Source organism: Cyanobium sp. ULC082, assembly GCF_977927535.1.
This window is the reverse complement of record NZ_OZ376397.1, coordinates 725,780-739,844: the sequence shown is the minus strand read 5'-3', so window position 1 is coordinate 739,844 and position 14,065 is coordinate 725,780. Positions and strand designations below refer to the sequence as shown.

Sequence of the window (14,065 nt, the reverse complement as noted above, 5' to 3'; positions counted from 1 at the left end):
GGAGGCAGGGATCAGGCCCGATGGGCCGCCTGCCTGAGCAGTTCGAGCGGAATGATCTCCAGGGTGGTGTGCTCGGTGGCCTCCAGCCTCACCGCTGGAGCCACCCCGTCCTGGTGGGCCTCAAGCCAGCGGGCGGCACAGACGCACCAGTGGTCGCCGGCCTTGAGACCGGGGAAGCCGTAGGCGGGCATCGGTGTGGAGAGGTCATTGCCCTGGGAGCTGCTGTAGCTCAGAAACACCTGGCTGATCACGCAACAGACCGTGTGCCGGCCCAGATCGCTGCCATCGGTGCGGCAGGAACCGTCCCGATGCCATCCGGTCAGCGGCTCGCAACCGCAGATCTCCAGGGGCTCACCGAGAACATTGCGCGGCTGGTCGGCGACGGAACGCCCGGGAGCTGGAATGGCAGGAGTGGCCACGGCGGCAGAGAGCATCAAGCCTGAATTGTGACGGAACTGTGGGCTGATCCGGGCACAGAAGGTTGACGGATTCGGGGGGGCAGGCGTTAAAGCTCATGGAGCGGAGCTGCTAAGAAGAAGCTGGACCGCTCCACCCCTCCGACTGCCTTGACCCCTTCATGAGCTGGGATTTCACCGAAGACGCCGCATTCACTGCCCTCTTCGACGCCTTCAAGGAGAGCGGTGAAGCCTCCGCCATGGAGTTCCTCGCCCATGGGGAAGGGGCTTTCCATTTTCAGGAACTCAGCCAGAACGCAGCTGGGGAAGGCGTTGACCTGAGTGATTCCACTGATCTGCAGGCGTTTCAGCAGTCGGTGATCGACAGCCTTGAGGAGCTGTAGCGCCAGAGCGGATCTGCTGCCGGCGGGGATCAGCCATAGAAAAAGGCGATCTCCTTTTCCTTCAGACCTTCCCAACCTGCGGCCTGGAGGCGCTGATCAAGGCTCGCCTGATCGAAATGCTTGGCACCGGTCTTGACGACCCGGTTGCGCATGGATTTCTTCACCCCACTGCGGGCCCTCTGTGCTTCCAGGGCAATCACCTCCTCGTAGAGAGCCAGCATCGCGACTGGGATCGGCGAGCCATCCAGGTCGAGGCCGGCGGCGATGGCAGCATCGACGCCATCAGGCCCGGCGAGGGGGGCGGAAGGGTTTGGAAGCATCGGACTGGGAGAACGGACTCCCCCAGCCTGCCACCGGCTCAGGCGCTGAAATAGCGGGCCTGGGGATGCAGGGCCACCAGTGCCGTGGTGCTCTGTTCCGGTTCGAGCTGGTCGCTTTCATCCATGGTCAGGCCAATGCGGTGGGCCTCCAGCCAGAGCAGTTGCTGACGCGAATCCGCCACATTCGGGCAAGCCGGATAGCCGAACGAATACCGGCTGCCGCGGTAACGCTGGGCCAGCACCTCCCTCAACTCAGCGGGTTCCTGGTCACCGAAGCCAAGCTCCCGGCGGATGCGGGCGTGAACCCATTCAGCCAGGGCTTCGGCCATCTGAACCGCCAGACCGTGGAAATAGAGGTAGTCGGTGTAGCGATCGGCGGCAAAGAGGGTTTTGGCGAAACGGGTGGCAACCTCCCCCATCGTGACGGCCTGCATCGGCAGCACATCGGTGGGTAGGCCACCATCGAGGTCGCGATAGAAGTCGGCAATGCAGTAGCGGTTGCCGGCCCGCTGGCGGGGCAGAACGAAACGTCCGAGTTCGGAACGGGAATCGCTCGGATCGAAGACCACCACACTGTTGCCGTCGCGCCCACAGGGGAAGTAGCCGTAGGCCACCCTCGGTGTCAGCAATCCCTCCTGATGGCAGCGCTTGATCCACTCCGCCAGCACCGGCTCGGCTTTCTCGGCCAGCATCCGGTCATGCTCCTCACGGCTCTGATCCTGGCCCTTGCGTAACTGCCACTGGCCCGCGAACAGGGCATTGCGATCGAGGTAGGCAAAAACCTCGGCCAGCGGTATCTCGGTTTCATCCAGCAGGCAACTGCCCAGGAAGGGTGGGGTGATCGCCTCCTGCTCCGGAACCGCCTCGGAGCGCTCCTGGCTGGCTGGGGGGAGATCGACGGCAACCTGGATGGGCTCTGCCGGCTGGGCGGCAGACGGCTCGGCCTCGGCGGAATCCGCCTCGGCGCTCAGGCCCAGACCGGGTGGAATGCCATCGAGAAACCCTTTGATGTCGTCCCAGTGTCCGCCTTCCTTCGCCTCGGCCAGAGCATCCATGAACCGCAGGTCGGAGAAAGCATCCCGGCCGTAGATCACCTGGCCCCTGTAGACGCTGCGGCAATCCTTGTTAACAAAGCGAGGCGTGAGGGCGGCCCCCCCCAGAATCACGGGAACGGCAATACCGGCTTCATTGAAGGCCTGGAGATTATCTTTCATGAAGGCCGTCGACTTGACCAGCAATCCACTCATGGCAATGCAATCAGCCTGGTGAATGCGCTGGGCATCGATGATTGCATCAACAGGCTGTTTGATGCCAAGGTTGATCACTTCATAGCCATTATTTGTTAAGATGATGTCAACAAGATTCTTGCCGATATCGTGAACGTCGCCCTTCACGGTGGCAATCAGGAACTTGGCCTTGGCTCGCCGCTCCCCCTCCACTTTCTCCATGTGGGGCTCCAGGAACGCAACAGCCGCCTTCATCGTTTCGGCGCTCTGAAGAACGAAGGGCAGCTGCATCTGGCCTGAGCCGAACAGTTCACCCACTGTTTTCATGCCATCCAGCAGAAACGTGTTGATGATCTGGAGGGGAGGATAGGTGGTGAGGGCCTCTGAAAGGGCAGGCTCCAGGCCGATCCGCTCGCCATCGATGATGTGCTGACTGAGCCGCTGCTCCACCGGCAGGTCGGCGAGGGAGGGACCGGATTCCCGCGCCTCCCTGGCGCTGACACCTTCGAACAGTTTGGTGAGTTCAGCCAGGGGGTCATAACTGCAGACATCACCATCGAAGCGGCGCGCATCATTGATCAGGTCGAGGCAGACCTGCTGGGTTTCTGGATTGATCTTGGCGAGAGGGAGAATCTTGGCCGGGCTGACGATGGCAGCGTCCATTCCAGCCAGACAGCATTCGTGCAGAAAAACGGAATTCAGCACAATCCGGGTGGCCGGGGAAAGGCCGAAACTGATGTTGCTCACACCGAGCACCACATGCACTCCCGGCAGCTGGGAGCGAATCTGGCGAATCGCCTCGATCGTGGCCGCGCCATTGCGGCGGTCTTCCTCGATGCCAGTTGAGATCGGCAGGGCAAGGGCGTCGTAGAAGATCTCGTGGGCCGGAATGCCGAACTCCACCGCATCGCGGTAGGCCCGCTGGGCGATCGCAAACTTCCGTTCAGCCGTGCGCGCCATCCCCTCCTCGTCGATGGTGCCGATCACCACACCCGCGCCGTAGCGACGTGCAAGCTCCAGAACCTTGAAGAAGCGTTCATCGCCATCCTCATAGTTGGTGGAGTTGAGGATGCATTTCCCACCAGCCACCTTGAGGCCGGCCTCCATCTTCTGCCACTCGGTGGAATCGAGCATCAGCGGCAGGTTCACATTCGTGACCAACCGACTGACCAGATCGTGCATGTCCTTTTCGCCATCACGGCCGACATAATCGACGTTGACATCAAGAACATGGGCATTTTCCTTCACCTGACCCCTGGCCAGGGCGACAAGACCGTCCCAGTCTTCGTCATTGAGCAACTCTCGAACCTTCTTGGAGCCGCTGGCATTGAGGCGCTCACCGATGATCAGGAATGAGTTGTCCTGGTGGTACGGAGTGATGCCATAGATCGATGCCGCCGCCGGCTCGGTGTTGAGGGCCAGCCGGCTGATCTGTTCGCCTGGAAGGCGCACCTGGCGCGGCTTGGGGTGAAGCTCGCTGGCCAGCTCAGCCAGGGCTCCGATGTGGGCCGGGGTGGTACCGCAGCAACCACCGATCACCTGCACGCCGAGATCCTCGACGAAGTGCATCAATTGCATCTTCATCTCCACCGGGGTGAGGCGGTAGTGGGCCACACCGCCCACATTCTCAGGCAGGCCGGCATTGGGAATGCAGCTCACCACAAAGGGGCTGTGCTCACTGAGATAGCGAACATGCTCCTTCATCTGTTCAGGTCCAGTGGCGCAGTTGAGACCAAGGATATCGATCGCAAACGGCTCCAGGATCGCCACCACCGCAGCGATGTCGGAGCCCACCAGCATCGTGCCGGTGGCCTCCACCGTCACGGAAACCATCAGTGGACGCCGTTCACCGCTGACACTGAAGGCCGCTTCGATCCCCTGCAGCGCCGCCTTGATCTGGAGCACGTCCTGGCAGGTTTCAACGATGAACAGATCAACATCACCAGCCAGCAATCCCTCCGCCTGCTCCTGGAATGCCGCCTTCATCTCATCGAAGCTGATGTGCCCAAGCGTGGGCAACTTGGTGGTCGGTCCGATCGAACCGGCCACATAACGGGGCTTCTCCGGCGTGCTGTATTCGCTGGCCACCTGCTTGGCAAGCTCAGCCGCTCGCTTGTTGATGGCGAAGGCCTGATCCTGAAGCTCGTATTCCACGAGCACGATCGAGGCCGCGCCGAAGGTGTCGGTCTCGATCACATCGCAGCCAGCCTCAAGGAAGAGGCGATGCACCGCCTGGACAGCATCCGGGCGGGTGAACACCAGGTTCTCGTTGCAGCCCTCCAGAGCCGCCCCGCCGAAGTCCTCGGCGCTGAGATCCATCTGCTGCAGGGAGGTGCCTGTGGCTCCGTCGAACACCAGTACGGGCCGCTCCGGGGAATGGAGACGCTCGAGAAAACTCATCGTCCGCACCGTCGGTTCGGCCGCCCGCTCAACCACTGTTCCCATCAACCCCGTTCCCGCTGTAGTGGGGCCATCATCACCGGTCAAACCCGGAAGATGTGGAGCCTCAGGCCAGCAATCGAACACGGCTGACCCAGTGGTCATAGGCGGGATCGAAACCCTGGGTGATGGCGGTGAGCCGATCCCGCAACAGCGCCATCACGGGACGTTCGCTCGGCAGATCGGTGCTTTCGATCCGCCGCACCGGCGTGACCCGGGCGGCGGTGCCACTGAGAAACACCTCATCAGCCACCAGCAGCTCGGTCTTGTCGACGGCGCGCTCAAGGGTGGGAATGCCGATGTCGCGGGCCAGTTCCAGGATGCTGGCCCGGGTGATTCCTTCAAGGATGTCCTGATCAACGCTCGGGGTGATCAGCACACCATCACGAACGATGAACAGGTTCATCCCACTGGCCTCGCTCACCTTGCCGCGGCTGTTGAGCAGCAACGCCTCATCGAAACCGCTCTGCACGGCTTCGGTCTTGGCCAGGGAGCTGGTGATGTAGGCGCCACTGATCTTGCCGCGCAGGGGCAAGGAGCGATCCTCCTGGCGGCACCAGCTGCTGAAACGGCAGCTCACTCCATCGGGAGAGAGATAATCGCCGAGCTCGATGCCATAGATCAGAAAATCGGTCTCAATGTCATGCAGACGGGGGGCGATACCCAGGTCGCTGGTATAAACAAATGGACGAAGATAGATCGGAGTTGTCGGTCGATTGGCCTGGAGGAATTGCTCGATCGCCCCATGGATCGTGCTCTCGGGCAGATCGGTGAGCAGCAGCCGGGCGCTCTGGCTGAGGCGGCGGGCATGGCGATCCGCCCGGAACAGAAGGATCTCGCCCGGATCGGTGGGGTTGGGCAGGGCCCTCATGCCACCGAACGCTCCGGTGCCGTAGTGCAGCGCATGGGTGGCCACCGAGATCGTGGCTTCAGCGAACGGCACACAGCGGCCACCGAACCAGGCATAGGGAAGGAACTGGTGCATGCGGAACGGCGTGGTGTGGCGGCGAGGCAGGTAGTGGCGACCAGAGGCCCCGGCCGATCTTCTCACCGCCAGGGCCGAAGATGGGGTGATGCACCGGCTTGCCTCCATTCCCGGCCAATCGGATCCGGTCGAAGGATCACTTCTGGTCGAGCAACCATCGGCTCCGCTCTTGTGGTTGACCAGTGCCGACAGCGATCTGCAGGCCCTGGCCGATCTGTTGGCGCGGGAGCCTGATCTGCCCGGCACGCAGGTGCGGGGCCTGAACCTGGCTGCTCTGCAGCACCCGGCAGCCATCGATCACTACCTGGCCACCAGCATGGGGGAGACCCGACTGGTGCTGATCCGCCTGCTGGGCGGCCGGGGACACTGGAGCTACGGACTGGAGCGATGGCGGGCCTGGGCGGAAGCAGCGGCCGGGCGACAGTTGCTGGTGGTTGCCGGCACGGCTGAAGAAGAAGAGTCCCTGGCCAGCCTGGGCACGGTTTGCGCAGCACTGACCACCGCGATCGCCCATTGCCTGCGGGAGGGGGGAGAGGAGAACCTGCGCCGGGTGCTCACCAGCCTGCACTGCCTGATCAACGCCGAACCCGTTCAGCCGCCGCAGCTCGTGCCCCTGGCCGATCCTCTTCCCCATGACTGGCGGGATGAACCGGGGCCGCGGGTCGGACTGGTGTTGTATCGAGCCCAGTACCAGGCGGGCGACACCGGGCTGGTGGAAGCCAGCCTGATTGCCCTGCGCAACCTGGGGCTCTGTCCCAGGGCCCTCTGGGTGAGTGGGCTGCGGGATCTCGGCGTGCAGCGGGGGGTGAGCGACCTGCTGCGGCGCGAAAGCGTCGAGGCGGTGCTCTGCGCCACCTCCTTCGCCTCGGTTCAGTTCGAGGAGGCCGGGCTGGGGGCGCCGCTGTGGGAATCCCTGAACGTGCCGGTGGTGCAACTGCTCTGCAGCACCCAGAGCCGTCAGCACTGGCAGCAGAGCAGCATCGGCCTCAATCCCCTCGACCTCAGCCTTCAGGTGGCTCTGCCCGAACTGGATGGCCGGATCACGAGCCGCGTCGGAGCCTTCAAGGAGCTTGTTCGGGCCGACGATCAGCTCACCACCGCGATCCACCACTACCGGCCGGACCCCGAACGACTCGACTGGATCGCCCAGCTGGTGAAGGGCTGGGTGGAGCTGCGCCGGACCCCGGCCAGTCGGCGACGGCTGGCTCTGGTGCTGGCCAACTACCCCACCCGCAACAGCCGCGTCGCCAATGGTGTCGGCCTCGATACCCCGGCCAGCACTGCCCTGATGCTGGGCTGGCTGCAGGAGAGCGGACACGATCTCGGTACCGGGCCCCTGCCCGCTGGAGGCGACGCTCTGATCGAGCGGCTGCTGGCCGGCCGCACCAATGACCCGGAGAGCAGCCACAGGCCCGCCCTCGATCATCTGCCACTGGCCAGCTATCTGGCCTGGTATCACACGCTGCCGGCCGCTGGCAGGGCCCAGCTGGAGGCCCACTGGGGTTCCCCAGGCGGGGATGAAGGCCTGGAGGCCACAGCGGCCGGCCCGGGGTTTCCCATCCGGGGCCTTCGCTTTGGGTCGGTGGTGGTGCTGATCCAGCCGGAGCGCGGCTATGACCGCGACCCAGGCCTTCACTACCACTCCCCTGATCTGCCCCCCACCCACGCCTACCTGGCCCAGTACCTCTGGCTGCGACAGTCGGCCGGTTGCCAGCTGATGGTGCACGTCGGCAAACACGGCAACCTCGAATGGCTGCCCGGCAAGGGGCTTGGTCTCTCCGACCACTGCTTCCCGGAATGGGCGCTGGGGCCGATGCCCCACCTGTATCCCTTCATCGTCAATGACCCTGGGGAAGGCTCCCAGGCCAAACGCCGCGCCCAGGCCGTGATTCTCGATCACCTCACCCCGCCCCTGGCCCGGGCAGGACTGCATGGTCCGCTTCTGCAGCTCGAAGTGCTGCTCGACGAATACTGGGAAGCCCGCCAGCTCGGTTCGGCACGGCTGGAGCCTCTGCGGCGGCGGCTGGTGGAGCAACTCGAAGCGATTGCCCTGCCGCCAGCGGACAACTCACAGCTCAGCAACCTCGAGGCGAGGCTGGAGGCGGCGGATGGTTATCTGTGCGAGCTCAAGGAAGCCCAGATCCGCACGGGGCTGCACACCTTCGGCGCCTTGCCCGCTGCCGCACCGCTGGCGGAACTGCTGCTGTGCCTGGCCCGACCCCCGCTGGCCGCTGGCCCTGGCCTGACCCAGGCCATCGGCCTGGATCTGGACCTCGACCTCGATCCCTGGTCTGATTCGGACCAGGCTCCGCTCAGCCCCGCAGACCAACGGAAGCTGACACCACTCCCCGGTGGGACTGCCGACGGCGCCCCGGAGGCCGCTCTGCGCTGCGCCGGCGATGGGGTTGCGATCCTGGAACGGCTTGCCCTGAGCCTGGTCAGCGCCCTGCTGGAGGGCATGGTTCCCTCCGACCTGCCGGATCTTCCCGGCCCGATCACCGCCTCAGTGCTGGAGCGGGTTTGCCTCACCCTGCTGCCGAACCTGCTGGCCTGCGGTGAAGCGGAACGCCGTTCCTTCCTGGCCGGCGTCTCCGGCGAGCGGATTGCCGCCGGTCCCTCGGGCGCTCCGACCCGTGGCCGGCCGGACCTGCTCCCGACCGGCCGGAACTTCTACAGCGTCGATCTGCGTGGTTTGCCCACGGAAGCCGCCTGGGACCTGGGCCGGCGCAGCGCCGAACTGTTGCTCGATCTCCATCTGCAGGAGCAGGGCGAAGACCTGAGCCACCTTGCTCTCTCGGTCTGGGGGACGGCCACCATGCGCAACGGCGGTGAAGACATCGGCCAGGCCCTGGCCCTGATGGGGGTGCGCCCCGTCTGGGATGGCCCGACCCGACGCATGGTGGGACTGGAGGTGATTCCACTGAGCCTGCTGGGGCGACCGCGGGTCGACGTGACCCTGCGAATCTCCGGCCTGTTCCGGGACGCTTTCCCCCAGCTGGTCGGCTGGATGAATCAGGCCACGGCGATGCTGGCGGCCCTGGACGAATCCGAGCAGGACAATCCCCTGGCCGCCAGTGCCAGGCGGGAGGGACATTCCGCCAGGGTCTACGGCTCAGCCCCAGGCGCCTATGGGGCTGGCCTGCAGGGTCTGATCGACAGTGGTCAGTGGGAAGACCGCAGCGACCTGGGGGAGGCCTTCCTGCAGTGGAGCGGCTGGCGCTACGAAAACCTGAGCCAGGGAGGCTGCGAGGCGATCGCCGACCGGAGCGGACTGGAGGAGCGGCTCCGCCAGGTGCAGGTTGTGCTGCACAACCAGGACAACAGGGAACATGACCTGCTCGACTCCGATGACTACTACCAATTTCAGGGCGGCCTCAGCGCCGCCACCGAGCGGGTGCGTGGCACGGCCCCGGAGCTCTGGTTCGGTGACCATTCCCGCCATCAACGTCCCCGCCTGCATCGGCTGGAGCGGGAGCTCGACAAGGTGCTGCGCTCCCGCGTGCTCAATCCGCGCTGGATCGAGGGGATGAAGGCCCACGGCTACAAGGGGGCTTTCGAGATGGCAGCCAGCCTCGACTACCTGTTTGCCTACGACGCCAGCACCGGCCGGGTACCGGACTGGAGTTATGGGGCGATCTGCCAGACCTGGCTTCAGAGCGAATCAACCCTCCAGATGCTGCGCAGATCCAATCCCTGGGCCCTGCGGGACATGGCCGAACGCCTGCTCGAAGCCCATCACCGGGGGCTGTGGGAAGGTGCTGACCCAGACCAGCTGAATCACCTGAAGCAACTGGTGTTGAGCAGCGAATCCCTGGTGGAGGCCTGAATGCCTTCCACCAGGGGCAGCCCGATCGCCTGGCCGCCAAAAACCCCTGCCGCTCAGCTGATGATGTCGCGGGCCATCGACTTGAACGGATCGATCGTGCCTGGTTTTCCTGATTGTTGAGCAACCTGGGACTGGGCATCGGGTGATCCGCTGCTGGCCGTGCGGGGGCTGATCTCGCCGGCCTGGGAGTTCACTCCAGTGGCCGTGGATCCTCTCAGGCGGCGGCTGAGCTCGGAGGAGCTGAGCTTTTCTGCAAACGTTTTCTTCACCGGTTTGGGCACGCCACTGTTGAGACCCTTGGCCGCTTTGCCGGCAGCCGGTGTGGTCAACGCGGCCGAAGCGGACTCGACCCTCGCCTCCATGGAATCAACCTGCTGAATGATCTCCTTCTGACCGGGGCTGTCGGCGTTGCCGGGAAAGGTGTGGCGAATCGTGTAAGGACGCCGCATGTAATCGACGTTGCCGAGGGTGCCGGAAGCATCGGCATCCAGGAAGAAGCTGGCGGTGTCCTTCTTGGCGGCTGGCTCAGCTTTGGGCTTCTTTGAGGAGAAGTCTCCGCTGTTGGCACCGGTGCCGAGCAGACGATCAAGCAGACCCATGGTTAGGAAACCGAAACCTGCTTTCAAGCTTAGCGACCCTGGAGCTGCAGACCATGGGTATCAGTACCGCAACTGCTCAGCAGACCGAGGCGGCTCAGCTGGGCGGCGATCGAATGACAGATGCCTGGACTGGCTTGCCAGCGTGCCTTCTGCTCGTAGTCATAGAAGGCTTCGGCCCCATCGAAACCCAGGGCGGCGGCGGCCGTGATCAAAGGCTGGTGGGGCAGGCGATAACGAGCCGGATGGGCCAGCAGGGCCAGGCCGCCCGAGGTTTGAATCGCCCGACAGACAGCGCCGGCCTGGAGAGCCGGACCGACCACGGCACGACCCTCCAGATAGGGCGCCAGGGCGGGATGGTCGTGCTCGAAGCCAAGGCCGAGCACGTGCACCAGGCAGCCCTCCAGCAGACAACTGATTTCCACACCGCTCCAGAGGCGGGGCACGCGGCGGCCCTGCCGCTGCTGACGATCCAGATGGCGCTGCACCGGCAGGAAGGCCCTGGCGCTGTGGTGATCGGTGACCGCGAAGTGATCAAGCCCCAGCAGGATCGCCTGCTCGGCCAGCTCTTCGGGAGCCAGGCTGCCGTCGCTGCAGAGCGTGTGGCAGTGGAAGTTGAGCCGCTCCGGACAACTGCTCGAATCGACAGCTTCCAGAACCCTGGCCAGGGGATGGTCAACCACCATTGGCCAGGGCCTCCGATTCCAGGCTGGACGGTGTGGCGTGAAGTCGGCGCCAGCGTGCATAGAACTGGATCGAGCCAGCCATCGCCACCACCAGTGCCACCAGAAACCAGGTGGCCCCACCGGTTGGGAACTGGCCCTTGAACACCACCAGCATCACCACAAGCACCAGAATCAAGGTGGGAAGCTCATTGAGGGCCCGCAACTGGCGGCCACTCCACTGGCAGTTTCCTTGCCGCAACTGGGCCATCAACCGGTAACAGAAGCCGTGATAGGCCAGCAGAACCAGCACCACGGCCAGCTTGACGTGCATCCAGCCCTGTTTCAACCACAGAGGCTGAGCGATCAGCAGGCCCACGGCCATCAGCACGGCCACCACCATGCCCGGAGTGGTGATGATGTTGGCCAGGCGTCGCTCCATCAGGGCGTACTGGGTCTGGAAAGCGCTGCGAACCGGCTCCTCGAGGCTCTCCGCCTCGACGTGATAGATGAACAACCGGACCAGATAGAACAGCCCTGCGAACCACACCACCACCCCGACGATGTGAAGGGTCTTGAACCAGAGGTAGGCCTCCGGTGGCAGGGCCAGGGCCATCATCACGGCAAGAAGCTGGGGCTCCTCAAACTAAGAGCACGGATTCCGCCGTGGCTGGCTGGATCGGGGTCTGAGCGACAGCTGGGGGCGGATCCGCCGGGCCATCCTCCTCTGGATGGAAATAGGCCCAGATCTGCCGGGCCAGGGCTGGGCCCACTCCCGGCGCGGCGCTGATCTGCGCTGGACTGGCCAGCTGGATGGCGTCGATCGAACGGAAATGGCCCAGTAGCTCCTTCACCCGCTTCGGTCCGAGCCCAGGAATGTCAGAGAGGCGGGAGCGTTTCATCCGCTCGCCACGCTGCTGGCGATGGAAGCCGACGGCGAAGCGGTGGGCCTCATCACGCAACCTCCGCAGCAGCAGCACCCCCAGCTGGTCCGGTTCGCTCTCGAGCGGTTCACTGGCGCCAGGCAGGAAAACCTCCTCCCGCTGCTTGGCCAGCGAGCAGACCACCAGTTCCTCGTGCAGATCCAGTTCCCGCAGGGCCTCCATCACAGCTGAGAGCTGCCCTTTGCCGCCATCGATCATGACCAGATCGGGCCAGTCATTGAGCCCATCGGTGTGGAGGGCGGTGTCAGCCGTCCGGCGCAGCGCGGTGAGGTCAGCGCCTGCCGCCTTGGCCTGGGACCAGCGCCGGAAGCGCCGTCGCATGATCTCGGCCATGGCCATGAAGTCGTCGGAATGGCCGGCACGGATGCTGCTGCTCTGAATGCGGTACTTGCGATAGTGCTGCTTGGCCGGCAGGCCATCAACGAACACCACCTGGGAAGCCACCGCGTCGCTGCCCTGGATGTGGCTGATGTCGTAACCCTCGACCCGGCGGGGCGGCTGGGGCAGATCAAGCAGCTGGGCCAGATCCTCCGTGGCCAGCTGGTGCTGCTCGGCGCTGCGCTGGGCGCGGGCCAGCTCGAAGCCGGCATTGCGCTCCACCAGCTCGATCAGCTCCGCCTTCTGTTGCCGCTGGGGATGGAGCAGCCTGACCCGGCGACCCCGTCGCTCACTCAACCATTCCTCCACCAGTGCCTGACGGGGCAGCGGATGCTGGACCAGCACCTCGGGCGGAATCTCCACGGGTTCCACCTGGCTGTAATGCTCTTCGAGCACGCGCTGAAGAATCTCGCCGGGTGCCGCGATCGTGGCATCGGCGGTGTAGCCGAGCCGGCCGACCAGCTTGCCGGCCCGCATCTGAAACAGCTGCACCGCCGCCACCCGCTGGTCGGCGGCCAGGGCCAGCACGTCCCGGGAAACCGACGCATCCGGCAGGGTCATCTTCTGGTCAGCGGTGAGCTGCTCGAGGCCCTGGAGCTGGTCACGGATCCGGGCCGCCTGCTCGAAATCGAGTCGACCGGCCAACTTCTCCATCTGGGCCGTCAGCAGCTGCACCAGCTCGTCGCTCCGCCCCTGGAACACCATGGCCACCTTGCGCAGAATCTGCTGGTAGGCCTCGGGGGTCACCTTCTCCTGGCACACCCCTGGACAACGGCCGATGTCGAAGTTCAGGCAGGTGCGATCGCGGTAGAGCGGCTGGGGCCTCTGGCGCAGGGGGAACACCCGCTTGACCAGAAAAAGGGTGCGGCGCAACAGCCCCACATCCACGTAGGGGCCGTAGAACCGGTCGAGCGGACTGCGCAGCCGACGCCTTCGGGTGATGAAGATGCGGGGATAGGCCTCGCTCCAGGTGATGCAGAGATAGGGATATTTCTTGTCGTCCTTGAGCAGCACGTTGAAGTGCGGCTGGTGGGCCTTGATCAGGTTCGACTCCAGGGCCAGGGCCTCGGCTTCGCTGTCGGTGACGATGAATTCGATCTCACAGACCTGACGGACCATCAGGCCGATCCGCGGGCTCAGGTCATGGGAAGACTGGAAGTAACTGCGCACCCGACTGCGCAGGCTCTTCGACTTGCCGATATACAGGATGCGGTCGTCGCTGTCCCGCAGCAGATAGCAGCCAGGCTCAGGCGGCAATTCCCGAAGCCGCCGCTGGAGCCGCTGGGGGTCCTTCAGCAGCGGCGGGACGGTGCTCAACCGCCGTACTGCCAGCCGGTCGGGCCCAGCTCAAGGGCGGCTCCGTCCCGATGCAACACGGCGGTCTTCACTTCGCCGACAAAAACGGTGTGGTCGCCGTGGGCCACCTGTCCCACCAGCTGACACTCCACGGCACCGAGGGCGTCAGCCAGGATCGGCAAGCCGAGGGGGCCGAGCTGGAAGGGGGCGGCGTCAAAGCGACCACCGATGCCCTGCTGGGGCTTGAAGAACAGCGCCGCCAGGTCCTTCTGATCCGCCGCCAGCACGTTGAGCGAAAAGCGGCCGCTGCGCTGGATCATGCCGTTACTGGTCGAGTCGGCCCGCACCGCCATCACCACCAGGGGGGGCTCGAACGAGCCCTGGGTGACCCAGCTGGCGGTGAACCCGTTGACCAGATCGCCTTCGGCCACACCACAGATGAACAGGCCATGGGGAATCTTGCGCAGGAGAGTTTTCTTGGCCGCAGCATCCAGGCTGAAGTCGGCTGAGGCGATCGGATCGGCAGCGGGGACCATCGAGACCGGAGGCAGGAGAGGATCAACTCTAGGCAACCTCACCCAAGCGCTCCGCCCT

General features: G+C 64.7%; 11 protein-coding genes. 2 read left to right on the top strand and 9 right to left on the bottom strand.

Annotation, left to right across the window (positions count from 1 at the left end):
* Positions 1-11: 11 nt before the first annotated feature.
* Positions 12-434 (bottom strand): DUF2237 family protein, encoded by a 423-nt coding sequence (locus ACXMDY_RS03975; RefSeq protein WP_259731514.1) that lies wholly within the window; start codon positions 432-434, stop codon positions 12-14.
* A gap of 143 nt (positions 435-577) precedes the next feature.
* On the opposite strand from ACXMDY_RS03975, the gene ACXMDY_RS03970 reads away from it, so the two are divergent.
* Positions 578-799, top strand: a complete 222-nt coding sequence (locus tag ACXMDY_RS03970; RefSeq protein ID WP_259703255.1) for a hypothetical protein — start codon at positions 578-580, stop codon at positions 797-799.
* A 29-nt stretch (positions 800-828) separates the two neighbouring features.
* Here the strand turns inward: ACXMDY_RS03970 and ACXMDY_RS03965 are convergent, their stop codons facing one another.
* The 3 genes from ACXMDY_RS03965 to ACXMDY_RS03955 form a co-directional block, all read right to left on the bottom strand.
* Positions 829-1,119: a small RNA NsiR4-regulated ssr1528 family protein gene (locus ACXMDY_RS03965; protein WP_259703254.1), complete on the bottom strand. Its 291-nt coding sequence runs from the start codon at positions 1,117-1,119 to the stop codon at positions 829-831.
* Between the two features lie 38 nt (positions 1,120-1,157).
* Complete coding sequence (metH, locus tag ACXMDY_RS03960) at positions 1,158-4,790, bottom strand: methionine synthase (protein ID WP_259703253.1); 3,633 nt, start codon at positions 4,788-4,790, stop codon at positions 1,158-1,160.
* A 61-nt stretch (positions 4,791-4,851) separates the two neighbouring features.
* Positions 4,852-5,769, bottom strand: coding sequence for a branched-chain amino acid transaminase (locus ACXMDY_RS03955; protein WP_259703322.1), 918 nt, complete (start codon positions 5,767-5,769; stop codon positions 4,852-4,854).
* Between the two features lie 88 nt (positions 5,770-5,857).
* Here ACXMDY_RS03955 and cobN point away from each other — a divergent pair, with 88 nt between their 5' ends.
* Positions 5,858-9,595 (top strand): cobaltochelatase subunit CobN, encoded by a 3,738-nt coding sequence (gene cobN / locus ACXMDY_RS03950; protein ID WP_259703252.1) that lies wholly within the window; start codon positions 5,858-5,860, stop codon positions 9,593-9,595.
* 53 nt (positions 9,596-9,648) lie between these two features.
* Here cobN and ACXMDY_RS03945 read toward each other — a convergent pair whose 3' ends face one another.
* The 5 genes from ACXMDY_RS03945 to ACXMDY_RS03925 are packed head-to-tail and all read right to left on the bottom strand — an operon-like array spanning position 9,649 to position 14,007.
* Complete coding sequence (locus ACXMDY_RS03945) at positions 9,649-10,194, bottom strand: hypothetical protein (protein ID WP_259703251.1); 546 nt, start codon at positions 10,192-10,194, stop codon at positions 9,649-9,651.
* Positions 10,195-10,223: 29 nt separating this feature from the next.
* A complete protein-coding gene (locus ACXMDY_RS03940; RefSeq protein ID WP_259703250.1) occupies positions 10,224-10,877 on the bottom strand; it encodes a PHP domain-containing protein in 654 nt (217 codons plus the stop codon).
* Positions 10,867-11,469, bottom strand: coding sequence for a protoporphyrinogen oxidase HemJ (hemJ, locus tag ACXMDY_RS03935; RefSeq protein WP_259703321.1), 603 nt, complete (start codon positions 11,467-11,469; stop codon positions 10,867-10,869). The genes ACXMDY_RS03940 and hemJ overlap by 11 nt, the downstream gene beginning before the upstream one ends.
* 25 nt (positions 11,470-11,494) lie before the next feature.
* A complete protein-coding gene (gene uvrC, locus ACXMDY_RS03930; protein WP_259703249.1) occupies positions 11,495-13,492 on the bottom strand; it encodes an excinuclease ABC subunit UvrC in 1,998 nt (665 codons plus the stop codon).
* Positions 13,489-14,007, bottom strand: coding sequence for a flavin reductase family protein (locus ACXMDY_RS03925; protein WP_259703248.1), 519 nt, complete (start codon positions 14,005-14,007; stop codon positions 13,489-13,491). The genes uvrC and ACXMDY_RS03925 overlap by 4 nt, the downstream gene beginning before the upstream one ends.
* Positions 14,008-14,065 lie beyond the last annotated feature (58 nt).

Coding starts and splice junctions, on each gene's coding strand:
- ACXMDY_RS03975 (WP_259731514.1), bottom strand. CDS start 434: ATGCTCTCTGCCGCCGTGGCCACTCCTGCCATTCCAGCTCCCGGGCGT.
- ACXMDY_RS03970 (WP_259703255.1), top strand. CDS start 578: ATGAGCTGGGATTTCACCGAAGACGCCGCATTCACTGCCCTCTTCGAC.
- ACXMDY_RS03965 (WP_259703254.1), bottom strand. CDS start 1,119: ATGCTTCCAAACCCTTCCGCCCCCCTCGCCGGGCCTGATGGCGTCGAT.
- metH (WP_259703253.1), bottom strand. CDS start 4,790: ATGGGAACAGTGGTTGAGCGGGCGGCCGAACCGACGGTGCGGACGATG.
- ACXMDY_RS03955 (WP_259703322.1), bottom strand. CDS start 5,769: ATGCACCAGTTCCTTCCCTATGCCTGGTTCGGTGGCCGCTGTGTGCCG.
- cobN (WP_259703252.1), top strand. CDS start 5,858: ATGCACCGGCTTGCCTCCATTCCCGGCCAATCGGATCCGGTCGAAGGA.
- ACXMDY_RS03945 (WP_259703251.1), bottom strand. CDS start 10,194: ATGGGTCTGCTTGATCGTCTGCTCGGCACCGGTGCCAACAGCGGAGAC.
- ACXMDY_RS03940 (WP_259703250.1), bottom strand. CDS start 10,877: ATGGTGGTTGACCATCCCCTGGCCAGGGTTCTGGAAGCTGTCGATTCG.
- hemJ (WP_259703321.1), bottom strand. CDS start 11,469: ATGGCCCTGGCCCTGCCACCGGAGGCCTACCTCTGGTTCAAGACCCTT.
- ACXMDY_RS03925 (WP_259703248.1), bottom strand. CDS start 14,007: ATGGTCCCCGCTGCCGATCCGATCGCCTCAGCCGACTTCAGCCTGGAT.